Below are 24,633 nucleotides of genomic sequence, written 5' to 3'. Positions count from 1 at the left end.
CCTCGGCAGCCCTGCGCAGCGGGAGGGCGGCGCCTGCCCCTCCCCCGCTGCCGACCTGGTGCGACGGCCCCAGCGCCGGCGCGACGAGAGGACCGTGACAGGCTCGTGAGCGAGAAGCCCGCCCTGCAGTGGACCGACACCGACCGGCGCGCCGTGGACACCGTCCGCGTGCTGGCCATGGACGCGGTGGAGAAGGTCGGCAACGGCCACCCCGGCACGGCGATGAGCCTCGCGCCGGTGGCGTACACGCTGTTCCAGCGCTTCCTGCGCCACGACCCCACGGACCCCGCGTGGCCGGGCCGCGACCGCTTCGTCCTGTCGGCCGGGCACTCGAGCCTCACGCTCTACATCCAGCTCTACCTCTCCGGCTACGGCCTCGAGCTCGACGACCTCAAGCAGCTGCGCACCTGGGGCTCGCTCACCCCGGGCCACCCCGAGCACGGCCACACCGCGGGCGTGGAGACGACGACCGGCCCGCTGGGGCAGGGCGTCGGCAACGCGGTGGGCATGGCGATGGCCGCCCGCCGCGAGCGCGGGCTGCTGGACCCCGACGCCGCGGCCGGCGAGAGCCCCTTCGACCACACGATCTGGTGCATCGCCTCCGACGGCGACCTGCAGGAGGGCGTGAGCGCCGAGGCGTCCTCGCTCGCCGGGCACCAGCAGCTCGGCAACCTCGTCGTGGTCTGGGACCACAACTCGATCTCCATCGAGGACGACACCGACATCGCGTTCACCGAGGACGTCGTCGCGCGCTACGAGGCGTACGGCTGGCACACCCAGTTCGTCGAGGACGGCGAGGACGTGCAGGCGGTCGCGGCGGCCCTGGAGGCCGCGCGCGCCGAGACCTCGCGGCCCAGCTTCATCGCCCTCAAGACGGTCATCGGCTACCCGGCGCCGAACAAGCAGGGCACCGGCAAGATCCACGGCTCCGCGCTCGGCGCCGACGAGGTCAAGGCGACGAAGGAGCTGCTCGGCTTCGACCCGCTGCAGAGCTTCGAGGTCTCCACCGAGGTGCTCGAGCACGCCCGCGACGTCGTGCGCCGCGGCCGCGAGGCGCACGCCGCCTGGCAGCAGCGCTACGACGCCTGGGCCGCCGAGGCGGGCGACCGGCTGGCCCTGCACGAGCGGATGCAGCAGCGCCGCCTGCCCGACGGGTGGACGCAGGCGCTGCCGGTCTTCCCCGCCGACCCCAAGGGCATGGCGACCCGCAAGGCCTCCGGCGAGGTCCTCAGCGCCATCGCGCCGGTGCTGCCGGAGCTGTGGGGCGGCTCGGCGGACCTGGCCGAGAGCAACAACACCACGCCCAAGGGCGAGCCCTCGTTCGTCCCGGCGGAGCACCAGACCAAGGAGTGGCAGGGCGGGCCGTACGGGCGCGTGCTGCACTTCGGCATCCGCGAGCACGCCATGGGCGCGATCATGAACGGCATCGCCCTGCACGGCGGCACCCGCGTCTACGGCGGCACGTTCCTCGTGTTCTCGGACTACATGCGCCCCTCGGTGCGCCTCGCCGCGCTCATGCAGCTGCCGGTGACGTACGTCTGGACGCACGACTCCATCGGGCTCGGCGAGGACGGCCCGACGCACCAGCCGATCGAGCAGCTCGCGGCGCTGCGGGCCATCCCCGGGCTCGACGTGGTCCGCCCGGCCGACGCCAACGAGACCGCGGTGGCCTGGCGCACGATCCTCGAGCACACCGACCGCCCCGCCGGCCTCGCGCTCACCCGCCAGAACGTGCCGACCCTCGACCGCGAGGTGCTCGGCTCGGCGGAGGGCACGGCCAAGGGGGCGTACGTCCTCGCCGAGGCCTCGACCGCCCTGCCGCAGGTCGTGCTCATCGCGACCGGCTCGGAGGTGCAGATCGCCCTCGACGCCCGCGAGCAGCTCGAGTCCGAGGGCACGCCGACCCGCGTGGTCTCGATGCCCTGCATGGAGTGGTTCCGCGCCCAGGACCGGGCGTACCAGCAGCAGGTCCTGCCGCCGTCGGCGGCCGCCCGGGTGAGCGTCGAGGCGGGCATCGCCATGCCGTGGCGCGAGTGGGTCGGCGAGGTCGGCCAGACCGTGAGCATCGAGCACTTCGGGGCCAGCGCGCCCTACACGGTGCTCTACGAGCAGTTCGGGTTCACCCGCGACCGCGTCGTGGCGGCCGCGCACGCCGCCCTCGACAAGGCGGGCGTCATCAAGGGGTCGACGACGGGGAACTGACTCCCCCGAGCGTCCCCGCAGGCCGGCAGCAGCAGCGCGAAGGAGCCCCTCCCATGGCAGACGCCAGCGGAACCCAGACCGTCTCCGACTCCGCCGCCACCGACGCCCTCGCCGCGCTCAGCGCGGCGGGGGTGGCGGTGTGGCTCGACGACCTGAGCCGCCAGCGGCTCATCACCGGCAACCTGGCGGGCCTGGTCCGCGACCGGCACGTCGTCGGCGTGACCACCAACCCGAGCATCTTCCAGAAGGCCCTCTCCGACGGCGCGGTGTACGCCGACCAGGTCCGCGACCTGGCCGTGCGCGGCGTGGACGTCGAGGAGGCGGTGCGGGCCCTCACCACGTACGACGTGCGGTGGGCCTGCGACGTGCTGCGGCCCGTCTTCGACGCGACCGGCGGGCGCGACGGGCGGGTGTCGATCGAGGTCGACCCGCGCCTGGCGCACGAGGCGGAGCGCACCGCCGCCGAGGCGCGGGCGCTGTGGTGGCTGGTGGACCGCCCGAACCTCTACATCAAGATCCCGGCGACGCAGGACGGCCTGCCGGCGATCAGCCAGGCGCTGGCCGAGGGCATCAGCGTCAACGTGACCCTCATCTTCAGCCTCGAGCGCTACAAGGCGGTCCTCGACGCGTGGCTCACCGGGCTCGAGCGGGCCCGCGCGGCCGGGCACGACCTCTCGCGCATCGAGTCGGTCGCCTCGTTCTTCGTGAGCCGGGTCGACACCGAGATCGACAAGCGGCTGGAGAAGCTCGGCTCCGAGGACGCGCAGGGCCTGCGCGGCGCGGCGGCCATCGCCAACGCGCGGCTGGCCTACGAGGCGTACGAGGAGGTCGTCGCCGGCGAGCGCTGGAAGGCGCTGGAGGCGGCGGGCGCGCGGACGCAGCGCCCCCTGTGGGCCTCCACGGGGGTCAAGGACCCGTCGATGGACGACACCCGCTACGTCATCGAGCTCGTCGCGCCCGGCACCGTCAACACCATGCCCGAGGCCACCCTGCAGGCCGTCGCCGACCACGGGCAGGTCCGCGGCGACACGGTCTCCGCGAGCTACGCCGACGCGCACGGGGTCCTCGACCGGCTCGCCGCGGCGGGCGTCGACTACGACGACGTCGTGCGGGTGCTCGAGGAGGAGGGCGTGCAGAAGTTCGAGCAGGCCTGGGCCGAGCTGCTGGAGAGCACGCAGGCCGCGCTGGACGAGGCGCGCGGCAAGTGAGCGCGGGCACCTCCGAGGACACCTCCGAGGGCACGGGGGGCGCCGGGGCCGGGGGCGCCGACGCCCTGCCGCGCAGCAACCCGCTGCGCGACGTCGCGGACCGGCGCCTCCCCCGCGTCGCCGGGCCCTGCGGGCTCGTCATCTTCGGCGTCACCGGCGACCTGGCCCGCAAGAAGCTCATGCCGGCGATCTACGACCTCGCCAACCGCGGCCTGCTGCCGCCGGGCTTCTCGCTCGTCGGGTTCGCCCGCCGCGACTGGGAGGACCAGGACTTCGCCCAGGTCGTGCACGACGCGGTGAAGGAGCACGCGCGCACGCCGTACCGCGAGGAGGTCTGGAACCAGCTCGCGGCCGGCTGCCGGTTCGTGCCCGGCGAGTTCGACGACGACGCGGCGTTCGAGACCCTCGGGCGCACGATCCGCGAGCTCGACGAGGAGCGGGGCACGGGGGGCAACCACGCCTTCTACCTGTCGATCCCGCCGAAGTTCTTCCCGCACGTCACGCAGCAGCTGAAGAAGCACGGGCTCGCCGAGGAGCGGCCCGGGGCGTGGCGGCGGGTGGTCATCGAGAAGCCGTTCGGGCACGACCTGGCGTCCGCGCGCGAGCTCAACGCGCTCGTCGCCGACGTCTTCCCGGTCAACTCGGTGTTCCGGATCGACCACTACCTCGGCAAGGAGACGGTCCAGAACATCCTGGCGCTGCGGTTCGCCAACGCGATGTTCGAGCCGGTCTGGAACCGCTCCTTCGTCGACCACGTGCAGATCACCATGGCCGAGGACATCGGCATCGGCGGGCGCGCCGGCTACTACGACGGCATCGGCGCGGCCCGCGACGTCATCCAGAACCACCTGCTGCAGCTGCTGGCGCTCACCGCGATGGAGGAGCCGGTCTCCTTCGCCGCGCGCGACCTGCGCCTGGAGAAGCTCAAGGTGCTCGGCGCGGTGCAGCTGCCCGAGGACCTGTCCCAGGCGACGGCCCGCGGGCAGTACGCGGAGGGCTGGCAGGGCGGCTCCCCCGTGCGCGGCTACCTGCAGGAGGAGGGCATCCCCTCGGGGAGCACCACGGAGACGTACGCCGCGGTCAAGCTCGAGATCGACACCCGGCGCTGGGCCGGCGTGCCGTTCTACCTGCGCACCGGCAAGCGGCTCGGGCGGCGGGTCACCGAGATCGCGCTGATGTTCCAGCGCGCCCCGCACCTGCCGTTCAACCGCACCGCCGTCGAGGAGCTCGGCGCCAACGCGCTCGTCATCCGGGTCCAGCCCGACGAGGGCATCACCGTGCGCTTCGGCTCGAAGGTGCCCGGCACCTCGATGGAGGTGCGCGACGTGACGATGGACTTCGCCTACGGCGAGTCCTTCACCGAGTCGAGCCCGGAGGCGTACGAGCGCCTCATCCTCGACGTCCTGCTCGGCGACCCGCCGCTCTTCCCGCGGCACGAGGAGGTCGAGCGCTCCTGGGAGATCCTCGACCCGATCGAGGAGTTCTGGGCCACGCAGGGCCAGCCCGAGCAGTACGCCTCGGGCACCTGGGGCCCGAAGGGCGCCGACGCGATGCTCGCCCGCGAGGGCCGGACCTGGAGGCGACCGTGATCATCGACCTCGTCGACACGACGGCCGCGGGCATCGGCAGCGCGATGCTCGACGCGCGCCGCCGCTCGGGCAGCCCCGCGATGGGCATGGTGCTCACGCTCGTCATCGCCACCGACGAGCGCGACCACTACGACGCGATGCGCGCGGCCACCGCGGCCGCCCGCGAGCACCCCTCGCGCATCCTCATCGCCATCCGCCGCCCGGGGCGCGACGCGGTCCGCCTCGACGCCGAGGTGCGCGTCGGCGGGGAGAGCGGGCCCGGCGAGGTCGTGCTGCTGCGCATGTACGGGCCGCTGGCCGACCACGCGGACAGCGTGGTCCTGCCGCTGCTGCTGCCCGACGCCCCGGTCGTCACGTGGTGGGCGGGCGAGGCGCCGCAGGTGCCGGCCGAGGACCCGCTGGGCGCGCTCGCCCAGCGCCGGGTCACCGACGCGGCGGGCTGCGCCGACCCGCTGGCGGAGCTGCGCCGCCGCGCGGACAACCACCGCCCGGGCGACACCGACCTGGCGTGGACCCGCACGACGTCCTGGCGCACCCAGCTGGCCTCGGCGCTCGACGAGCCGTACGAGCCCGTCGAGGGCGTCCTCGTCTGCGCCGAGGAGGGCAACCCGAGCGCGGAGCTGCTGGCCGCGTGGCTGGGCGACCGGCTCGGGGTGCCCGTGGAGCGGCGCTCCTCGCAGGGCCCCGGCATCACCGAGGTGTCGCTGCGCACGTCGGCGGGGCCGATCACGCTCTCGCGCAGCGACGGGCGCCAGGCCCTGCTGACCCGGCCGGGGCAGGTCGAGCGCACGGTGGCGCTGCCGCGCCGCGGGACGGCCGACCTCGTCGCGGAGGAGCTGCGCCGGCTCGACCCCGACGACACGTACGGCGCCACGCTCGCCGCCCTGCGCCGCTCGCTCGCGGCCGCCGGCTCGTGAGCACCGGCGCACCCGTCGTCGTCCACCGCGACGCGCCCCTGCTGGCGCGCGCGGTGGCGGCGCGCCTGGTCACCCGGCTCGTCGACGCGCAGGCCTCGCGCGGCACCGCGCACGTCGTCCTCACCGGGGGCGGCATCGGCACGCGGGTGCTGGCCGAGCTGGCCGCCTCCCCCGCCCGCGACGCGGTGGACTGGGCCCGCCTGCACGTGTGGTGGGGCGACGAGCGGTTCGTCCCCGCGGACTCGCAGGAGCGCAACGAGGTGGGGGCGCGCGGCGCGCTGCTCGACCACGTGCCGCTCCCGCCCGAGCACGTGCACGCCGTGCCGGCCGCGGACGGCGGGGCGCGCGACGTCGACGAGGCGGCGGCGCTCTACGCCGACGAGCTGGCCCGGCACGCCCGCTCCGAGGACCACGCTCCGGTGCCCCAGTTCGACGTGCTCATGCTCGGGGTCGGCCCCGACGCGCACGTGGCCTCGCTCTTCCCGGGCCAGCCGGCGCTGTACGAGCAGGAGCGCGCGGTCGTCGGCGTGCGCGGCGCCCCGAAGCCCCCACCGCTGCGGGTGTCGCTGACGCTGCCGGCCATCCGGGCGGCGCGCGAGGTGTGGCTGCTCGCCGCGGGCGAGGAGAAGGCCGGGGCGGTCGGCCTGGCGCTGGGCGGCGCCGGCGAGGTGCAGGTCCCCGCCGCCGGCGCGCGGGGCCGGCGCACCCTGTGGCTGCTCGACCAGGCCGCCGCCGCGCGGCTCCCGCGCGACCTCGCGCGCCCCGCCTCGCCCTAGCGGGGGCGCCCGCCGCGGCCGGGGACCGGGAGCGGCGGGCGCATGAGGGGGCTCTCATGGACGGCTCACGTCGGTGTCATGGACGGGCGGCAGCGTACGGGTGACGCCGGAGCCCCGGCGCCTCCCGAGCCGCAGGAGCGCACCCCATGAGCACCCTCGAGGTCCGCCCCCCGTCACCGCCGCGGCGCCGCGTCGCGCTCTACTCGCACGACACGCAGGGGCTCGGCCACGTGCGGCGCAACGTCGCGCTGGCCGCCGCCCTCGTGGCGGCCGAGCCGCGCACCGACGTCCTGCTGCTGACCGGCGCGCCCGAGGCGACGTCCCTGCCGCTCCCGCCGCACACCGACGTCCTCACCCTGCCGACGCTGCGCAAGGACGAGCGGGGCCGGTACGCCCCGCGCGCCCTCGCGACGTCGCTGCCCGAGCTGCTGGAGCTGCGCGCGCGGATCCTGCAGGCCGCCCTGACCGCCTTCGCGCCGGACCTGCTCGTCGTGGACAAGGTCGCGCGCGGCGTCGACGGCGAGCTCGACCACGCCCTGGCGTCGCTGCCCGCGAGCACGCGCGTCGTCCTCGGGCTGCGCGAGGTGCTCGACGCGCCGGACGTCGCGCGGCGCGAGTGGGACGCCGCGGGCACGACGGCGGCGCTGGAGCGCCACTACGACGCCGTGTGGGTCTACGGCGACCCGGCGGTGTACGACCCGGTGCGCGAGTACGCCCTGCCCCCGGAGGTGGCGGCGAAGGTGCGCAGCACCGGCTACCTGGCCCGGGGCCGCGGCGAGGGGACCGCGCTGCGCACCCGCCCCTCCGGGCGCCAGGGCCGGCCCGCGGGGCCGTACGTGCTGTGCACCGTGGGCGGCGGCCAGGACGGCTACGAGCTCGCCGACGCCTTCGTGCGCGCCCCGCTGCCGCCGGGCCACACCGGGGTGGTGCTCACGGGGCCGTACATGCGCCCGCAGGCCCGCGCCGCGCTGCGCCGCGCCGCCGGCCCGGGCGTGCGGGTCCTGGACCTCGTGACCGACGCCGAGGAGTGGGTCGACGGCGCGGCGGCGGTGGTGTCCATGGGCGGCTACAACAGCGTCTGCGAGCTGCTCGCCGCCGGGCGACCGGCGCTCGTCGTGCCGCGCACGGCGCCGCGCGCCGAGCAGCTGGTGCGGGCCCGGCGCCTGCAGTCCCTCGGCCTCGTCGACGTCCTCACCCCCGACGTCGCCGGCCCCGAGCAGCTCGGCACCTGGCTGCGCGCCGCGGTCGTCCGACCCCGGCGCCGGGACGCCGGCATCGACCTCGACGGGCTGGCCCGCGTCCCCGTCCTGGCCCGGGAGCTGCTCTCCGCCCCGCCGCGCCGGCGCCCCGCCCCCGCCGCCGCCCCCGTGGTCCCCGCCGGCCTCGCCACCCTGCACGTCACCGCCACCGAGGAGCTCGCCGATGTCGCCGTCTGACCCGCACCCGACGCCCGCCGACCCGCAGGGCGCCGCGCCGCGCGTCGGCTACGTGCTGAAGATGTACCCCCGGTTCTCCGAGACGTTCGTCGTCACCGAGCTGCTCGCGGTCGAGGCGGCCGGGACCGCCGTCGAGGTCTTCTCGCTGCGCCCGCCGGCCGACGGCCGGTTCCACGAGGCGCTGTCCCGGGTGCGGGCGCCGGTGACCTACCTGCGCCACAGCGGGCTGCGCGCCGCCGACGCCTGGGGCGTCCTCGCCGCGGCCCGGCCGGTGCTGCCGGGCCTCGACGGGCACCTCGGGGAGCTGCTCGCCGTCGACGTCGTCGACGCCCTGCAGGCCGTGCAGCTCGCCGTCGCGGTCCGGGAGCGGGGCATCACGCACCTGCACGCGCACTTCGGGTCGGTCGCCACGACGGTCGCGCGGCTGGCCGCCCGGCTCACCGGCGTGCCGTACACCTTCACGGCCCACGCCAAGGACATCTTCCACGACGACGTCGAGCCCGCCGACCTGCGCCGCAAGCTCGCCGACGCCGCCGCCGTGGTGACCGTCAGCGAGTTCAACCTGGCCCACCTGCGGGCGGCGTACGGGCCCGCGGCGGCCCGGGTGCGCCGGGTCTACAACGGCCTCGACCTCGACGCGTTCCGGTGGTCCTCCCCGGCGTCCCGGCCGGACCGGCTGGTGGCGGTCGGGCGGCTCGTCGAGAAGAAGGGCTTCGAGGACCTCCTGGACGCGGTCGCCCTGCTCGCCGCCGACGGGCGCGACGTCGCGCTCGACCTCGTCGGCACCGGCCCGCTGGAGGCGCCGCTGCGGGCGCAGGTCGCCGCCCTGCGCCTGCAGGAGCGGGTGCACCTGCACGGCGCGCAGCCGCAGCACCGGGTGCGCGAGCTCGTCGCCGGCGCGGCGGCCTTCGCCGCGCCCTGCGTCGTGGGCGCGGACGGCAACCGCGACGGCCTGCCGACGGTGCTCCTGGAGGCGATGGCGCTGGGCACGCCCGTCGTCGGCACCCCGGTGACCGGCATCCCCGAGGTGGTGGCCGACGGCACGACCGGCCTGCTGGTCCCGGAGCACGACCCGGCCGCCCTGGCCGTCGCGCTGGCGCGCTTCCTCGACGACCCGGGCCTGCGGCTGCGCTGCGCCGTCGCGGCCCGCGCCCTCGTCGAGCGCGAGTTCGACGCCCGCCACCAGGCCGCCGCCCTGCGCGGGCTCTTCGCGGCCCCGGCCGCCCAGGGGGTGCCGGTCTGATGCGCGTCGCCTACGTCTGCACCGACCCCGGCGTTCCCGTGTGGGGCGGCAAGGGCGCGTCCGTCCACGTCCAGGCCGTGCTGCGCGTGCTGGTCCGGCGCGGGCACGAGGTGCACCTGCTCGCGGCCCGCACCGGCGGCGCCGCCCCGGCGGACCTCGACGGCGTCGTCGTCCACCCGCTGCCCGCGGTGGGCCGGGGCCCCGCGGCCGAGCGCGAGGTCGCCGCGACCCGCAGCGACGCGGCCGTCGCCGGCCTCCTCGACGGGCTCGGCCCGCTCGACCTGCTGTGGGAGCGGTACGCGCTCTGGGGCCGTACGGCGACGTCGTGGGCCGCCGCGCGCGGCGTCCCCTCGGTGCTCGAGGTGAACGCCCCCCTCGTGGAGGAGCAGGCGGAGCACCGCGAGCTCGTGGACCGCGCCGGCGCCGAGCGGGTGGCCCGCGAGGCGCTGTCCGCCGCGACGGCGGTCGTCGCCGTCTCGGACCCCGTCGCCGACTGGGCGCGCTCGCGCTCCCGGCACCCCCGGCGCGTGGTGACCGTGCCCAACGGCGTCGACGCCGACCGCGTCGTCCCGGGGCCGTTCCGCGCGGCACCGGACCCCTTCGTCGTCGGCTTCGTCGGCACGCTCAAGCCGTGGCACGGCACGGAGGTCCTCGTCGACGCGCACGCCCTGCTCGCGGCGACGGACCCCTCGTGGCGCCTGCTGCTCGTGGGCGACGGCCCGTGCGCCGCGGCGCTGCGCGCGCGGGCCACCGCCGCGGGCACCGCCCACCTCGTGGAGTGCACGGGGGCCGTGGCGCCGCCGGACGTGCCGGCGCTGCTGCAGCGGATGGACGTCGCGACCGCGCCGTACCCGCCGCTCGACGGCAGCTACTTCTCGCCGCTGAAGGTGTACGAGTACCTGGCCGCCGGCCTGCCCGTCGTCGCCAGCGCCGTGGGGCAGGTGCCGCAGGCGCTCGACGGCGGGCGGCTCGGCGAGCTCGTCCGCCCCGGGGACGCTGCGGACCTCGCCCGGGCGCTGGCGGCGCTGCGCGCCGACCCGGCCCGCAGGCAGGCGCTGTCCCGCGCGGGCCGGGCCGCGGCGGTGCAGCGGCACACGTGGGACGCCGTCGTCGACCGCGTGCTCGGGCACGCCCTCGGCCCCGCGGCGGGGGTGGCCTGACGTGGCCCGCCCCACCACGCTGCGCGAGGCCGCGCCCGGGCTGCGCCGCACCCTCCGCGCCGTGCGCCCGCACCTGCGCGGGGAGCGGCGCCTGCTCGCCGGCGGCGCGGCCGCGCTGTTCGCCGAGGTCGCCCTGCGGCTGCTGGAGCCGTGGCCGCTGAAGGTCGTCCTCGACGCCGTCGTCATCGCCGCCGGGGCGCGGATCGCCGCCGAGCAGGGCATGGACCTTCAGGTCCTCGTCCCCCTCATGGCGCTCGCCGTCCTCGCGCTCGTCGTGGCGCGGGCCGGGGCCGCGTACCTCATGACCGTGCTGTTCGCCCTCGCGGGCAACCGCGTGCTCACCCGGGTGCGCGCCGACCTGTTCGCGCACCTGCAGCGCCTGCCGCTGGCCTACCACGAGCGCTCGCGCACGGGCGACCTCGTCACGCGGGTCACGAGCGACGTGGCCCGGCTCCAGGAGACCACCGTGACGGCGGCCCTGCCGCTGCTCGGCAACGTCGTCACCCTCGCCGGGATGCTCGTCGTCATCGCGTTCCTCGACTGGCAGCTCGCCCTGCTGGTCCTCGCCGTCTTCCCGGCCTTCGCGGTCACGAGCACCCGGCTGACCCGCCGCATCACGAGCGTCTCCCGCGGCCAGCGCCACGCCGAGGGGGCGCTGGCGTCCCTGGCGACCGAGTCGCTGGGCGCGATGAAGGTCGTGCAGGCGTACGGGCTCGAGGGCCGCATGCAGGAGCGCTTCGCCGGCAGCAACGAGCGCACGCTCAAGGACGGGGTGCAGGGCAAGAAGCTGTCCGCCGGGCTCGAGCGCAAGACCGACGCGCTCGTCGGCGTCGCGACCGCGGTGGTGCTCTACGTCGGCGCGCAGCGCGTCCTCGCCGGGGCGCTGTCCCCCGGCGAGCTCGTCGTCTTCCTCACCTACCTCAAGACGGCGTTCAAGCCGATGCGCGACGTCGCCAAGTACACCGGCCGCATCGCCAAGGCCGCGGCGTCCGGCGAGCGGGTCGTCGACGTGCTGGAGACGCGCAACGACCTGGGCGACGCGAGCTGGGCGCGCCCCGCGCCGCGGCTGCGCGGGCACGTTGGCTTCGAGGGCGTCTGGATGTCGTACGTCCCCGGCCGGCCCGTGCTGCGCGGGCTCGACCTGCGGGTGCGCGCGGGCGAGCGGGTCGCGGTCGTGGGGGCCTCGGGGGCCGGCAAGTCGACGCTCGCCGCGCTGCTGTCGCGGCTGCGCGACCCCGAGCTCGGCCGGGTCACCCTCGACGGGCACGACCTGCGCGACCTCACCCTCGCGTCGGTGCGCAGCCAGGTCACGGTCGTGCTGCAGGAGAGCGTGCTCTTCGCCGCCACCGTCCGCGAGAACATCGCGGCCGGGCGGCCCGGCACCACCGACGCGGAGGTCGAGGCGGCCGCGCGGCTCGCCGGCGCCCACGCGTTCGTCGAGCGGCTGCCGCAGGGCTACGACACCGTGGTCGGCGAGCGCGGCGCCACCCTCTCCGGCGGCCAGCGCCAGCGCATCGCCATCGCCCGCGCGGCCGTGCGCGACGCGCCCGTCGTGGTCCTCGACGAGGCGCTCACCGGCTTGGACGACGAGACCGGCGGCGAGGTGGCCGCCGCGCTGGACCGGCTGTGCGAGGGGCGCACCACGCTCGTCATCACCCACGACCTCGACGCGGCGCTCGACGCCGACCGCCTGGTGTGGCTGGACGGCGGCGTCGTCGCCGACCAGGGCCGGCCCGCCGAGGTCCTCGCCCGCCGGGCGGCCCGGCACGACGCCGCCCCCCGCCCGCTCGTCCCGGAGGTTCGCCGCGGTGCCTGACCCCAGCGCCCCCCGCCCGTACGACCCCGCCCTGCCGGCCCTGGCACCGCTCCTGGACGCCGCGGCGCTCGGCGCGCTGCTCGGCGGCCGGGTCGAGCGCCGGTACGTCCGCTGGAAGCCCGGCACGTCGTTCGTGCTCGCCGCGGTGCTCGACCGCGGCGACGGCCCGCGCGACGTCGTGGCGACGGCGACGTCCGCGGCGGCCCGCCCCAAGCTCGCCAAGTCGGCCCGCCGGGCACCGGCGGGGTCGGTGCTGCACGCGGACCCCGCGCGCGGCCTGCTCGTCACCACCCCCGCGGCCGACCGCGACCTGCCCGCCCTGCGGGCCCTGGCAGAGGGGACGGCGGCGCTGGTGCCGCCCGGCGCGGTCCTGCGCCGGCTCGCGTACAAGCCGCAGCGCCGCTGGGTGGGCGCCGCGTCGTCCTCCGGCGGCACGGTGCTGCTGCGCGCGCACCGCCCGCGCGACCTCGAGCGGCACGCGGCCGCGCCCCGGGCGCTGGCCGGCGGCGCCCCGCGGACCCCGGCGCTGCTGGGCAGCGACGCCCGGCTCGGCCTCGCCGTCGTGGAGTGGGTCGACGGCCGCCCGCTCGACGCGGCGCTGGCGGCGGGGCGCGCGTCGCGGGACGACGTGCGGTCGGCGGGGGCGGCCCTCGCCGCCCTGCACGCCCGTCCCGTGCCGGCGGGCCTCGCCGCGCGGCGCCGCGGCGGTGCGCACGGCCTGCGGGCCGCGGCCGCCGCCGTGGCGCGGCTCGACCCCGCCCGCGGGCCCGACGCGCACGGCCTGGCGGCCCGGCTGGAGCGCGAGCTCGGGGCCGCACCGGCACCGGCCGCGCTGCTGCACGGCGACTTCTCCGCCGACCAGGTCGTGCTGGGCACCGGCGGCGCGGCACTGGTCGACCTCGATGCCGCAGGCCCGGGCGAGCCGGCGGAGGACCTGGGCGCGTTCGCCGCCGCCGCCGCGCTCCAGGGCCTCGACGAGGCCGCCGTCCTCGGCCCGCTGCTCGAGGGGTACGCCGGCGTGCGCGTCCCGCCCCCCGCGGGGCGGGTCGCCCTGCACCGGCGGGCGCACCTGCTGCGGCGGGCGGCCGAGCCGTTCCGCACCTGCCGCCCGGACTGGCACCGCGAGCTGCACCGGGTGCTCGATGAGGCTCTGGCCCCGGCCGGGGTGGCGGCGTGAGCGGCGGCGGCGCGGGCCGTACCGCCCCCGGCGGTGGCTCGCTCGCGCAGGTGCGGGAGGTCGCCGCGCGGCACGGGCTGCGGCTGCGGCGCGCCTGGCCGCGCGGGCCGGAGCACCTGCTCCTCGACCTGGTCCCGGCGCACGGGTGCGGGCCCGCGGTCGCCGGGCAGTGGCTGGCCCCGGCGGTGCGCGCGGCGGAGGTGGCACGGTCCACCGGCGGCGGCGCGTCCGCGGACGGTCCGGTCGTCCTGCAGCCCGCCGGGGCGGACCGGCGGCTGCCCGCCCTCGCGCCGCTCGCCGCCCGGCCCGGCGCCCGGCTGGCCGCGCACCGCCCCGAGCGGCGCGGTGTCGTCGGCGACGCCGACGGCACCTGGACCAAGGTCGTGCGCCCGGGCCGCTCCCGCGCCGTGGAGGCCGCGGCCCGCGCCGCCGCCGTCCCCGGGGTCCGGGTGCCCGAGGTCCTCGCCGCCGACCACGCGCGCGGCACGGTGACCACGGCGGCGCTGCCCGGGCGCGCGCTGCACGACCTGCTGGGCGACCCCGGCGTCCCCGCGGTCGCCGTCGAGGCGGCCTGCCGGGCGACCGGTGCCGCCCTCGCGGCGCTGCACGCCGCGCCGCTGCCGGAGGGCGCCGTGGCGCACGGCGCCGCCGCCGAGCTCGCCGTGCTCGAGGGCTGGCTGGCGGCCGCGCGCGAGCACGGGGCCCTCGCCGGCTCCCCCGGCACCGGTGCCGTGCGGGAGGCGCTCGCGGCCGGCAGACCCGGCCCGCCGGTCCGGCTGCACCGCGACCTGCACGACAAGCAGGTGCTCGTCGACGGCGAGGGCGCGGTCGGCGTGCTCGACTTCGACCTCGCCGCGGCGGGCGAGGCCGCCCTGGACCTCGCGAACCTGCTGGAGCACCTCGCGCTGCGCGCCGCGCAGGGCCGCTGCTCCCCGGCCCTCGCGGCCGCGTGCCGCGCGGCGGTCCTCGACGGCTACCGCCCGGACCCGGGCGTGCTCGCGCGGCTCGACGCCTACGCGGCGGCGACCCGGCTGCGCCTGCTGGCGGTCTACGCGTTCCGCCCGGGCCAGGAGGCGGCCGCCGCGGCGCTGCTGCGACCCCGCTAGGGGCGGCGGCGGGTCCGGCGGTCGCGCCGGGCCACCACGATGAGGGTCGCGTCGTCCTCGTTCTGCGGGTCGCGGCTGCGCTCGAAGACGGCCTCGCCCGCGTCCCCGGCCACCCGCCCGTCGCGGACGTCGACGAGCGCACCCACCAGGCGGGCCAGGCCGGTGTCGAACGGCTCGCCGCGGCGCTCGACCAGCCCGTCGGAGTAGAGGGCCAGCCCGCTGCCCCACTGCAGCGGCACCTCGGTCTCGGGCACGGCGCCCGGCCCGGCCGGCAGGGGCGCGCCGAGCAGCGGCGCCGACGCGACCTCGAGCACCTGCGGCACGCCGTCGGGGCTGATGAGCAGGGGCGGCGGGTGCCCCGCGCTCGCCACCCGCGCCAGCCCCGTCGCGGGGTCGACGACGGCCACGGCGGCGGTCGCCGTCGCTTCGGGGAGCAGCCACTGCAGGAGCACGTCGAGCCGCGCGAGGGCGCGCCCGGGCGCGCCGTCCTCGACGAGGTACGCCCGCAGCGCGTTGCGCAGCTGGCCCATCGTGCCGGCGGCCGCCAGGCCGTGCCCCGCGACGTCGCCCAGCACGACGGCCAGCCGGCCGTCCGGCAGGCGGAGCGCGTCGTACCAGTCGCCGCCGACCTGCCCGCCGGCCATCGGCGCGTAGCGCGCGTAGAGCTCCCAGTCCCCGACGCGGGGCAGGTCGGCCGGCAGCAGGCTGTGCTGCAGGGTCGCGGCCACGCGGGCGAGGCGGCGGCTGCGCTCGTAGAGCGCCTCGAGGACGTTGACCCGCAGCTCGGCCGCGACGTCGCGCTCGGCGTCGGTCCAGGGCTCGCTGCGCCCGCGGACGGTCTCCCGCCAGCGCTCGAAGGACTTGCGGGGGCTCAGCCGGACGTGGTCGCCCTCCTGCTCGGCCAGCGCCTTGTTGTGCGGGTCGCCGCCCCAGTCCACCCGGCGGACGGTCTCCGGCCGGAACCACAGGAGGCACTGCTCGCCGCTGAGCGGCACCGCGAGGACGCCGGTCGCCGCGGGCGACGGCTGCGGCAGCAGGCCCGGGGCGTCGCGCTCGAGGGAGTCGGTGGCGACGACGTCCTCGCCGCGCCCGGCGGCCCAGCGGGCCACCGCGCGCACGACGTCGGGCGGCGGCGCGTCCCCGGCCGTCGCCACCGCCCCCTGCAGGACGGCAACCGCGCCGGCTGCCGGCACGAGGTCGAGCAGGCCCGGCTCGCGCACGAGGACCTGCGCGAGCGGCACCGACTCGTCGAGCGTGCGGGCGGTGAGCGCGGCCAGCCGGGAGCGCGCGGCGATGCCCGCCCGGGCCTCCTCGTCCGCGGCGCGGTCGACGAGGCGCAGCGACAGCGCCGAGCCGAGGAACTCCGCCGCAGCCCGGACGCCGTACGGCGGGGCCAGCGGACCGCTGTAGTGGTGGCAGGCGATGAGCCCCCACAGCCGGTCCTCCCGCAGCAGCGAGATCGACATCGAGGCGCGCACGCCCATGTTCTGCAGGTACTCGAGGTGGATCGGGGAGACGCTGCGCAGCGTGCTGTAGGTGAGGTCGAGCGGGGCGCCGGTCACCGGGTCGTCGGCCGGCAGGACCGGCACCGGGGCGTACCCGACGTCGTCGATGAGCCGGATCCAGTTCTTCTCGTAGAGCGCGCGCGCCTGCGCCGGGATGTCCGACGCCGGGTAGTGCAGGCCCAGGAACGGGTTGAGGTCCGCGCGCTTGGCCTCGGCGACCACCTCGCCGTTCCAGTCGGCGTCGTAGCGGTAGACCATGACCCGGTCGAACCCGGTGAGGCCGCGGACCGCCTCGGCGGCCACCTGGTAGAGCGCCCGCAGCGAGGTCGTGCGGTTGAGCTCGGCGACGGCGCCGCGCACCGCCTGGTAGGTGTTGGGGAACGAGAAGGGCCGCGGCCCGCTGGCCAGCTCCAGCTCCACGACGAGAGCGCCGCCCGGCGCGCGGTGCAGGACCGCGTCCACCGCCAGCGGCGAGCCGTCCGGGCCCGGCAGGAGCAGCTCGAGCGGGTTGCGCTCGCGCAGCTCGCCGAACCGGCTGACGAAGCGGGTCACCTCCCCCGCCGCCGCCGCACCGAGCACGTCCCCGAGCGGGCGGCCGACCGCCGCAGCGGCGTCGAGCGCGGATACCTCGCGCAGGTTGGCCGACGCCTGCTGCACCACGAGGTCCGGCTCGCGCAGCGACAGCAGCACGCCGCGGGGCTGGACGCTGCCGGGGACGTGGATGGGCTCGCGCTCGCAGTTGCTGAGGTCGACCGGGGTGCCGGGCGGCAGCAGCGCCTGACCCACCCGCACCGCGGGACCGCCGGCCCCGCTCACGCGGCGCGCTCCGGCACCAGCCCGCGGCAGTGGCGGTCCAGCGCGTCGAACGTCGTCACGGCCCCCTGCACGAGCGCGTCGGCCCGGGCCGGGTCGTCGCCGGCCCACGCCCGCGCCGTGGCGCGGTAGGCCTGCCACCGGGGCCCGGTGGCCCCGCCGTAGGGGCGCAGCACCGAGGGCACCGGCACGCCGCTGCCCTGCAGGTGCCGGGCGACGACCTGCCCGCCGAGGGTGGAGCCCTCGCTCACGTAGAGGGCCCCCAGCGCTCCCCCGGTGCCGGCGAGCGGCGGCAGGGCCATCGGCGCGACGCCCGCCACCTCCTGCGCGCCCGCGCCGGCGGCGCGCAGGTCGGCCGCGGCCAGGTGCGCCTTGCGCCGGTGCGGCCACTCCAGCGCGGTGGCCTCCGGCGCCCCGCCGGCGGCCCAGGCGTCGACCTGGGCCTCGACCGCGCGGTGGAACCCCAGCAGCGCGGCCAGGGCCGCCCGCAGCCGCGCCGCGCCCGCCGGCCCGGCGAGCGCCGGGTCGAGCAGGTCCAAGGCGTCCTCGACAGCGGCGTGCTGCCGCGCCGTCGCGCTGCGCAGTCGTACGAGGACGTCCTCGGGGTCGCGGGCGCGGCCCGCCGCACGGGGTGGTGCCACGCGGTGCTAGACCGCCTCGCCGCGCAGCTTGGCCAGGGCCTCGGCGAGGATCGCCTCGCCGTCGGAGTCGCTGCGCCGCTCCTTCACGTACGCCAGGTGGGTCTTGTACGGCTCGGTGCGCGGCGCCGAGGGCGGCGCCTCCCGGTCGCGCCCGGCCGGCAGCCCGCAGCGCGGGCAGTCCCACGTCTCGGGCAGGACGGCCTCGGGCTCGTCGGCGAAGCTCGGGCAGGTCTCGTGCCCGTTGGCGCACCAGTACGAGATGCGCACGCGGGGGGCGGCGTCGCCCCGCTCCGCCTCGCCCATCGGGCCGGCGCCCACGCGGCTGCCCCGGATCGCGTTGCCACTCGCCACGGTCAGGCTCCTGAGGTCGTTCGTCGGGTGGTGGGTCGGGTGCTCGCCCGGCTGCTGCGCGCCGCGCCCGTCAGAGCTTCATCTGCAGGCCGAGCGCCACGATGCACGCGGCCCACAGCAGGCCGATCGCGATGGTGAGCCGGTCGAGGTTGCGCTCCACGACGGACGAGCCGCCGAGGGACGAGGACACCCCGCCGCCGAACATGTCCGACAGGCCGCCGCCCTTGCCCTTGTGCAGCAGCACCAACAGGATCATGAGCGTGCTCGTGACCAGGAGCAGGACGGAGACGACGATCTCGAGCCAGGACACGGGTGCGGGTTCCTCTCAGCGGCGTGCGACGGTCCAGCGTAGACCAGGCGCACCGGTCCGACGGGCGGGGACGCGCGTCAGGCGCCGGACGGCTGCCCGTGCCCCCGGACGTCGCAGATCCGGACGAAGTCCTCGGCGTCGAGGCTCGCGCCGCCGACGAGGGCGCCGTCCACGTCGGGCTGGGCCATGATCGCGGCCACGTTGGAGCCCTTCACCGACCCGCCGTAGAGCACGCGCACCGCCTGCGCCACGTCGGCGGAGAAGCGCTCGGCCAGCCGCCCCCGCACCGCGGCGCAGACCTCCTGGGCGTCCTCGGGCGTGGCCACCTCGCCGGTGCCGATCGCCCACACCGGCTCGTAGGCCACGACGAGCGTGCGGGCCTGCTCCTCGGTGACGCCGCCGAGCGCCCCGTCGAGCTGGGCGAGCGTGTGCTCGACGTGCTGCCCGGCCCGGCGGACCTCGAGGCCCTCCCCCACGCAGAGGATCGGGACCAGGTCGTGCCGGTACGCCGCCTGCACCTTCGCCGCCACGACCTCGTCGGTCTCGTGGTGGTCGGCCCGGCGCTCGGAGTGGCCCACCACGACGTACGAGCAGCCCAGGGCCTTGAGCATCGCGCCGGACACGTCGCCGGTGTGCGCGCCCGCGTCGTGCGGCGACAGGTCCTGCGCGCCGTAGCGCACGTCGAGGCGGTCGCCCATGACGACCGTCTGCACCGAGCGCAGGTCGGTGAACGGCGGGAGGACGACCACCTCGCCGGCGGCCGGGTCGTGCTTGGCGTCCTTCAGCCCCTGCGCCACCTTCTGCACGAGGGAGACGCCCTCGAAGTGGTTGAGGTTCATCTTCCAGTTGCCGGCCATGAGCGGCGTGCGGGCCATCGGTGGTGCTCCTTCGGGGCTGGGCGTGCTGGGCGTGCTGGGCGTGCTGGGCGTGCTGGGCGTGCTGGCGGGGTGGCCTACTGCTCGAGGACGGCGAGGCCCGGCAGGACCTTGCCCTCGAGCAGCTCGAGGCTGGCGCCGCCGCCGGTGGAGACGTGCCCGAACGCGGACTCGTCGAGCCCGAGGGCGCGCACGGCCGCGGCCGAGTCCCCGCCCCCGACGACGCTGAAGCCGTCCACGTCGGCGATCGCCTGGGCCACGCCGCGCGTGCCCTCGGCGAACGGGCGCTTCTCGAACACGCCCATCGGGCCGTTCCAGACGACCGTGCGCGCGTCGGCGAGCTGCTCGCGGAACAGCGCCACCGAGGCCGGGCCGATGTCCAGGCCCTTCTGCCCGGCCGGGATCGCGTCGGCGGGGACCACCCGGGTCGCGGCGTCGTCGCTGATCTCGGTGCTCACCACGACGTCGACCGGGAGCACCAGGCGCACGCCGTCGCGCTCGGCGCGGGCGATGAGCCCGCGCACCGTGTCGACCTGGTCCTCCTCGAGCAGCGAGTCGCCGACGTCGTGGCCCTGCGCCTTGAGGAACGTGAAGCACATGCCGCCGCCGACGAGCAGGCGGTCGACCTTGCCGAGGAGGTTGTCGATGACGGCGAGCTTGTCGCTGACCTTCGACCCGCCGAGGACGACGGCGTAGGGGCGCGCCGGGTCCTCGAGCACCTTGGCGAAGGACTCGACCTCGGCCACGACGAGGCCGCCGGCGGCGTGCGGCAGGCGCTGGGCGACGTCGTACACGCTCGCCTGCTCGCGGTGCACGACCCCGAAGCCGTCGGAGACGTACGCGTCGGCCAGGGCCGCGAGCTCGTCGGCGAGGGCGCCGCGCTCGGCCGCGTCCTTGCTCGTCTCGCGCGCGTCGAAGCGCAGGTTCTCGAGCACCGCGACGTCGCCGTCGCCGAGGGCCGCGACGGTGCGCTGCGCGCTCGGGCCGGTGACGTCCTCGGCGAAGGACACCGTGCGCCCGGGCAGCAGCTCGGCCAGGCGCTCGTACGCCGGCCGCACGCTGTAGCGGGGGTCGGGCTCGCCCTTGGGGCGGCCGAGGTGGGCGCAGACGACCACGCGCGCGCCGGCGGCGGCGAGCCGCTCCACCGTCGGGACGCTGGCGCGGATGCGCCCGTCGTCGGTGATCGTCGAGCCCGAGAGCGGGACGTTGAGGTCCGCGCGCACGAGCACGCGCTTGCCGGACAGCCCGCCCAGCTCGCGCTCGAGGTCGTCGATGGTCTTCACGGCGCTTCCTCCGGTCGTCGGGCACGCCGCACCGCGCGGCCCCGGGCGGGACCGCGCGGCGCGCGCGTCAGGGGGTGCGGGTCAGAGCGAGGAGCCGACGAGCTTCGTCAGGTCGACGAGGCGGTTCGAGTAGCCCCACTCGTTGTCGTACCAGCCGAGGACCTTGGCGGTGTCGCCCAGGACGTTCGTCAGCGACGCGTCGAAGATGCACGACGCGGGGTAGGTGACGATGTCGCTCGAGACGATCGGGTCCTCGGTGTACTCGAGGATGCCCTTCAGCGGGCCCTCGGCCGCCGCCTTGATCGCGGCGTTGATGTCCTGCTTGCTGACCTCGCGGGAGAGCTTGACCGTGAGGTCGGTCGCCGAGCCGGTCGGCACCGGCACGCGCAGCGCGTAGCCGTCGAGCTTGCCCTTGAGCTCCGGGAGCACGAGGCTCACGGCCTTCGCGGCGCCGGTCGTCGTCGGGATGATGTTGAGCGCGGCGGCGCGGGCGCGGCGCAGGTCCTTGTGCGGGAAGTCCAGGATGACCTGGTCGTTGGTGTACGCGTGGATCGTCGTCATGAAGCCGGACACGATCCCGAACTCGTCGTTGAGCACCTTCGCCATCGGCGCGAGGCAGTTCGTGGTGCACGACGCGTTGGAGATGATCGTGTGCTGCGCCGGGTCGTACGTGCCCTCGTTGACGCCCATGACGATGGTGACGTCCTCGTCCTTGGCGGGCGCCGAGATGATCACCTTCTTGGCGCCGGCCGAGACGTGCTTGCCGGCGTCGGCCGCGGAGGTGAAGCGGCCGGTCGACTCGATGACGACGTCGGCGCCCAGGTCGCCCCAGGGCAGCGCGCCCGGGTCGCGCTCGGCGAGCGCCTTGAAGCTCTTCCCGCCGACGGTGATCTCGTCCTCGGTGAACGACACGTCCTGGCCCAGGCGGCCGAGGATCGAGTCGTACTTGAGCAGGTGCGCGAGCGTCGCGTTGTCGGTGAGGTCGTTGACCCCCACGATCTCGACGTCGGCCCCCTGCGCCAGCGCGGCGCGGAAGAAGTTGCGCCCGATCCGGCCGAAGCCGTTGATGCCGACTCGCACAGTCACGTGAGCAGAACCCCTCGCTAGCGCGCGGGGACCACCCCGCGCTCGGTCTGTCGCTACCGTCCCGTGACCCTACCGCCCGGCCACGGGCCCTCGTACGGGTGCCCACGTCCTGGGACGCCGGTCCCAGCACGTGGGCGCTCGGTGCTGGCGCCGCGCCCGGCGCGCTCAGGCCTGGAGCATCTCCGCGGTGAGCCCCTGCTCGGTGTCGGGGAGGCCGAGCTCGTGGGCGCGGCGGTCGGCCATCGCGAGCAGCCGGCGGATGCGCCCCGCGACCGCGTCCTTCGTCATCGGCGGCTCGGCGAGCCCGCCCAGCTCCTCCAGGCTCGCCTGCTTGTGCGTCAGGCGCAGCTCCCCGGCCTCGCGCAGGTGCTCGGGCACCTCGTCGCCGAGGATCTCCAGCGCGCGCTGCACGCGCGCCCCCGCCGCCACCGCCGCCCGCGCCGAGCGGCGCAGGTTGGCGTCGTCGAAGTTGGCCAGCCGGTTGGCGGTCGCCCGCACCTCGCGGCGCATCCGCCGCTCCTCCCACGCCAGCAGGCTCTGGTGCGCGCCGAGGCGGGTCAGCAGGGCGCCGATGGCGTCGCCGTCGCGCACCACGACCCGGTCCACGCCGCGCACGTCGCGCGCCTTGGCCACGACGTCGAGCCGGCGCGCGGCGCCGACGAGGGCCAGCGCCGCCTCCGGGCCGGGGCAGCTGATCTCCAGGGCCGAGGACCGGCCGGGCTCGGTGAGCGAGCCGTGGGCCAGGAACGCCCCGCGCCAGGCGGCGACCGCGTCGCAGACCGGGCCGTTGACCACCTGCGGCGGCAGGCCGCGCACCGGGCGCCCGCGCCCGTCGAGCAGGCCGGTCTGGCGGGCCAGGGCCTCGCCGTCCTTGACGACCCGCACGACGTACCGCGTGCCCTTGCGCAGCCCGCCCGGGCTCATGACGAGCAGCTCGGAGGGGTGGCCGAAGACCTCGGCGATGTCGCGCTTGAGCCGGCGCGCGGCCGCCGAGGTGTCGAGCTCGGCCTCGACGACGATGCGGCCGCTGACGATGTGCAGGCCGCCCGCGAAGCGCAGGACCGCCGACACCTCCGCCTTGCGGTCGCAGGGCTTGGTGACCACGACGCGCGCGAGCTCGTCCTTCACCGCGGAGGTCATCGCCATGTCTCACATCCTCCCATCGGCGAAGATGCCGGCGTAGGCCGCCGCGAGGAGCTCCACGTCGTGGCGCGGCTCCCCGCCCGGCACGGCCACCGGCGCGAGGACGAGCCGGGCGTCGAGGGACGCAGCCGCCCGTTCCAGGCCCTCGCGGTCGCTCACAGTACCTGCGTCCGCGAGCACCGTGTCGATCCGCAGGGCGGGCGCGTGCGCCGCCAGCACCTCGAGGTGCGTCTCGGGCGAGAAGCCCGACGTCTCCCCCGCCTGCGGGGCGAGGTTGAGCGCGAGCACCCGCTGCGCCGGGGTGGTGAGGATCGCCTCGGCCAGGCCCGGCACGAGCAGGTGCGGGATGACGCTGGTGAACCAGCTGCCCGGCCCGAGGACGACCGCGTCCGCGGCGAGCACCGCCGCGACGGCCTCGGCGCAGGCGGGGGCCTCCTCCGGCTCCACGCGGATGCCCAGCACCCGCCCGGGGGTGGTGGCGACGGCCACCTGGCCGCGGACCTCCGCGGTGGCCAGCGGGTCGGCGGGGTCGAGCCCGCCGACCGTCGCGCAGATCTCCAGCGGGACGGTCGCCATCGGCAGCACCCGGCCCTGCGCCCCCAGCAGCTCGCCGACGAGGTCGAGCGCTGCGACCGGGTTGCCCCCGAACCGCTCCCACAGCGCGACGATGAGCAGGTTGCCCAGGGCGTGCCCGTGCAGCTCGCCGCGGCTGGCGAAGCGGTGCTGCAGCACCTCGCTCCAGGTGTGCCCCCAGTCGTCGTCGCCGCACAGGGCCGCGAGGGCCATGCGCAGGTCGCCGGGGGGCAGCACCCCGAGCTCGCGGCGCAGCCGCCCGCTGGAGCCCCCGTCGTCCCCGACGGTCACGACCGCGGTGAGGTCGTCGGTGACCCGGCGCAGGGCCTGCAGGGACGCCGCGAGGCCGTGCCCGCCGCCGAGGGCCACGACCCGCCGGTGGAAGATCCGCGACGGTGCGTCGCGCCCCGGGCGCCGGCTCACTCGCGGCCCAGGTCGCGGTGCACGAGCGTGACGTCGACCCCGCCGGCGAGCAGCCGGGCCGAGAGCTCCTCGGCCATGGCCACGGAGCGGTGCTTGCCGCCGGTGCAGCCGACGGCGAGCAGCACGTAGCGCTTGCCCTCGCGCCGGTAGCCGTCGGCGACGATGCGCAGCACGTCGGTGTAGCGGTCGAGGAACTCGCTCGCGCCGGGCTGGTCGAGCACGTAGCTGCTCACGGGCTCGTCCTGGCCGGTGAGCGGGCGCAGGTCGGGGACCCAGTGCGGGTTGGGCAGGAAGCGGCAGTCGACGACGAGGTCCGCGTCGACGGGCAGGCCGTACTTGTAGCCGAACGTCATGACGGTCGCGCGCAGCGGCGCCGTCGCCCCGCCGTCGACGTTCTCCACGACCTTGGTCGCGAGCTGGTGCACGTTGAGCGCCGAGGTGTCGATGAGCAGGTCGGCGAGCTCGCGCACCGGGGCGAGCAGGCGGCGCTCCTCGGTGATGCCGTCGAGGATCCTGCCGTTCCCCTGCAGCGGGTGCGGGCGGCGGGACGACTCGAAGCGGCGCACGAGCACGTCGTCGGCGGCCTCGAGGAAGATCACGCTGGGCTGCACGCCGAGCTCGGCGCGCAGCTCGTCCAGCGAGCCGCGCAGGTCGCTCGTGAAGCTCAGGCTGCGCACGTCGACCACCGCGGCGATCCGCTCCACCGCCCCGCCGGTGCTCGCGCCCAGGTGCGCCAGCCGCGGCAGGAGCGCGGCCGGGAGGTTGTCGACGACGTACCAGCCGAGGTCCTCCAGCGCGTCGGCCGCCGTGGTGCGCCCCGCGCCGGACATGCCGGTCACGATGGCGATCTCCGGGATGCGCACCTCCTGCGCCGCGGCGACCGCGGCCGGGTCGGTGGCGGCGGCCGGCTCGGGCGCCGGGGTCGCGTCGGGGGCGGGCTCGGGCGTGCTCACGGGCGGAGGGCTCCCTCGTGGGTCGGTGGCGGGGCGGCGGCGGGCGG

21 protein-coding genes are annotated in these 24,633 nt (G+C 77.0%); 11 read left to right on the top strand and 10 right to left on the bottom strand.

Annotation, left to right across the window (positions count from 1 at the left end):
- Positions 1-105: 105 nt before the first annotated feature.
- The 11 genes from tkt to D5H78_RS15575 all read left to right on the top strand — a co-directional run bounded on the left by tkt (position 106) and on the right by D5H78_RS15575 (position 14,630).
- A complete protein-coding gene (tkt, locus tag D5H78_RS15625) occupies positions 106-2,202 on the top strand; it encodes a transketolase (RefSeq protein WP_119951434.1) in 2,097 nt (698 codons plus the stop codon).
- A 53-nt stretch (positions 2,203-2,255) separates the two neighbouring features.
- Positions 2,256-3,410: a transaldolase gene (gene tal / locus D5H78_RS15620; RefSeq protein WP_119951433.1), complete on the top strand. Its 1,155-nt coding sequence runs from the start codon at positions 2,256-2,258 to the stop codon at positions 3,408-3,410.
- 65 nt (positions 3,411-3,475) lie between these two features.
- Positions 3,476-4,999, top strand: a complete 1,524-nt coding sequence (zwf, locus tag D5H78_RS15615; protein WP_119951539.1) for a glucose-6-phosphate dehydrogenase — start codon at positions 3,476-3,478, stop codon at positions 4,997-4,999.
- The gene (opcA, locus tag D5H78_RS15610; RefSeq protein ID WP_119951432.1) at positions 4,996-5,916 is read left to right on the top strand and encodes a glucose-6-phosphate dehydrogenase assembly protein OpcA; all 921 of its coding nucleotides are present in this window, start codon (positions 4,996-4,998) and stop codon (positions 5,914-5,916) included. Before zwf ends, opcA begins: the two co-directional genes overlap by 4 nt.
- A complete protein-coding gene (gene pgl / locus D5H78_RS15605; RefSeq protein ID WP_119951431.1) occupies positions 5,913-6,692 on the top strand; it encodes a 6-phosphogluconolactonase in 780 nt (259 codons plus the stop codon). Before opcA ends, pgl begins: the two co-directional genes overlap by 4 nt.
- A 146-nt stretch (positions 6,693-6,838) precedes the next feature.
- Positions 6,839-8,128: a glycosyltransferase family protein gene (locus tag D5H78_RS15600; protein ID WP_119951430.1), complete on the top strand. Its 1,290-nt coding sequence runs from the start codon at positions 6,839-6,841 to the stop codon at positions 8,126-8,128.
- Positions 8,115-9,371, top strand: a complete 1,257-nt coding sequence (locus D5H78_RS15595) for a glycosyltransferase (protein WP_119951429.1) — start codon at positions 8,115-8,117, stop codon at positions 9,369-9,371. Before D5H78_RS15600 ends, D5H78_RS15595 begins: the two co-directional genes overlap by 14 nt.
- Positions 9,371-10,531, top strand: coding sequence for a glycosyltransferase family 4 protein (locus D5H78_RS15590; protein WP_119951428.1), 1,161 nt, complete (start codon positions 9,371-9,373; stop codon positions 10,529-10,531). The genes D5H78_RS15595 and D5H78_RS15590 overlap by 1 nt, the downstream gene beginning before the upstream one ends.
- A 1-nt stretch (position 10,532) precedes the next feature.
- Complete coding sequence (locus D5H78_RS15585) at positions 10,533-12,347, top strand: ABC transporter ATP-binding protein (RefSeq protein ID WP_119951427.1); 1,815 nt, start codon at positions 10,533-10,535, stop codon at positions 12,345-12,347.
- On the top strand, positions 12,340-13,524 hold the full coding sequence (locus tag D5H78_RS15580; RefSeq protein WP_119951426.1) for a phosphotransferase: 1,185 nt from the start codon (positions 12,340-12,342) through the stop codon (positions 13,522-13,524). The genes D5H78_RS15585 and D5H78_RS15580 overlap by 8 nt, the downstream gene beginning before the upstream one ends.
- Positions 13,521-14,630, top strand: coding sequence for a phosphotransferase (locus D5H78_RS15575; protein WP_119951425.1), 1,110 nt, complete (start codon positions 13,521-13,523; stop codon positions 14,628-14,630). Before D5H78_RS15580 ends, D5H78_RS15575 begins: the two co-directional genes overlap by 4 nt.
- Here the strand turns inward: D5H78_RS15575 and D5H78_RS15570 are convergent.
- The 10 genes from D5H78_RS15570 to rapZ all read right to left on the bottom strand — a co-directional run bounded on the left by D5H78_RS15570 (position 14,627) and on the right by rapZ (position 24,463).
- Positions 14,627-16,951: a SpoIIE family protein phosphatase gene (locus tag D5H78_RS15570; protein ID WP_218566679.1), complete on the bottom strand. Its 2,325-nt coding sequence runs from the start codon at positions 16,949-16,951 to the stop codon at positions 14,627-14,629. The two genes, D5H78_RS15575 and D5H78_RS15570, sit on opposite strands and share 4 nt — an antisense overlap.
- The gene (locus D5H78_RS15565; protein WP_133412082.1) at positions 16,948-17,589 is read right to left on the bottom strand and encodes a biliverdin-producing heme oxygenase; all 642 of its coding nucleotides are present in this window, start codon (positions 17,587-17,589) and stop codon (positions 16,948-16,950) included. The genes D5H78_RS15570 and D5H78_RS15565 overlap by 4 nt, the downstream gene beginning before the upstream one ends.
- Before the next feature lie 6 nt (positions 17,590-17,595).
- Positions 17,596-17,940 (bottom strand): RNA polymerase-binding protein RbpA, encoded by a 345-nt coding sequence (locus D5H78_RS15560; protein WP_119951423.1) that lies wholly within the window; start codon positions 17,938-17,940, stop codon positions 17,596-17,598.
- 70 nt (positions 17,941-18,010) lie between these two features.
- Positions 18,011-18,250 carry a preprotein translocase subunit SecG gene (gene secG / locus D5H78_RS15555; protein WP_119951422.1) on the bottom strand — a complete coding sequence of 80 codons (240 nt, stop codon included), beginning with the start codon at positions 18,248-18,250 and terminating at the stop codon, positions 18,011-18,013.
- Positions 18,251-18,327: 77 nt separating this feature from the next.
- A complete protein-coding gene (tpiA, locus tag D5H78_RS15550; RefSeq protein WP_119951421.1) occupies positions 18,328-19,125 on the bottom strand; it encodes a triose-phosphate isomerase in 798 nt (265 codons plus the stop codon).
- A gap of 77 nt (positions 19,126-19,202) precedes the next feature.
- Positions 19,203-20,408 carry a phosphoglycerate kinase gene (locus D5H78_RS15545; protein ID WP_119951420.1) on the bottom strand — a complete coding sequence of 402 codons (1,206 nt, stop codon included), beginning with the start codon at positions 20,406-20,408 and terminating at the stop codon, positions 19,203-19,205.
- Between the two features lie 81 nt (positions 20,409-20,489).
- A complete protein-coding gene (gene gap, locus D5H78_RS15540) occupies positions 20,490-21,494 on the bottom strand; it encodes a type I glyceraldehyde-3-phosphate dehydrogenase (RefSeq protein WP_119951419.1) in 1,005 nt (334 codons plus the stop codon).
- Positions 21,495-21,659: 165 nt separating this feature from the next.
- A complete protein-coding gene (whiA, locus tag D5H78_RS15535) occupies positions 21,660-22,640 on the bottom strand; it encodes a DNA-binding protein WhiA (protein ID WP_119951418.1) in 981 nt (326 codons plus the stop codon).
- Between the two features lie 3 nt (positions 22,641-22,643).
- Positions 22,644-23,633: a gluconeogenesis factor YvcK family protein gene (locus D5H78_RS15530; RefSeq protein ID WP_119951417.1), complete on the bottom strand. Its 990-nt coding sequence runs from the start codon at positions 23,631-23,633 to the stop codon at positions 22,644-22,646.
- Entirely contained in the window at positions 23,630-24,463 is an 834-nt protein-coding gene (gene rapZ, locus D5H78_RS15525) for an RNase adapter RapZ (RefSeq protein ID WP_425472966.1), read from the bottom strand. The genes D5H78_RS15530 and rapZ overlap by 4 nt, the downstream gene beginning before the upstream one ends.
- Positions 24,464-24,633 lie beyond the last annotated feature (170 nt).

It is taken from the genome of Vallicoccus soli (assembly GCF_003594885.1).
Lineage (GTDB): Bacteria > Actinomycetota > Actinomycetes > Motilibacterales > Motilibacteraceae > Vallicoccus > Vallicoccus soli.
This window is presented reverse-complemented; position numbering and strand designations above follow the sequence as displayed.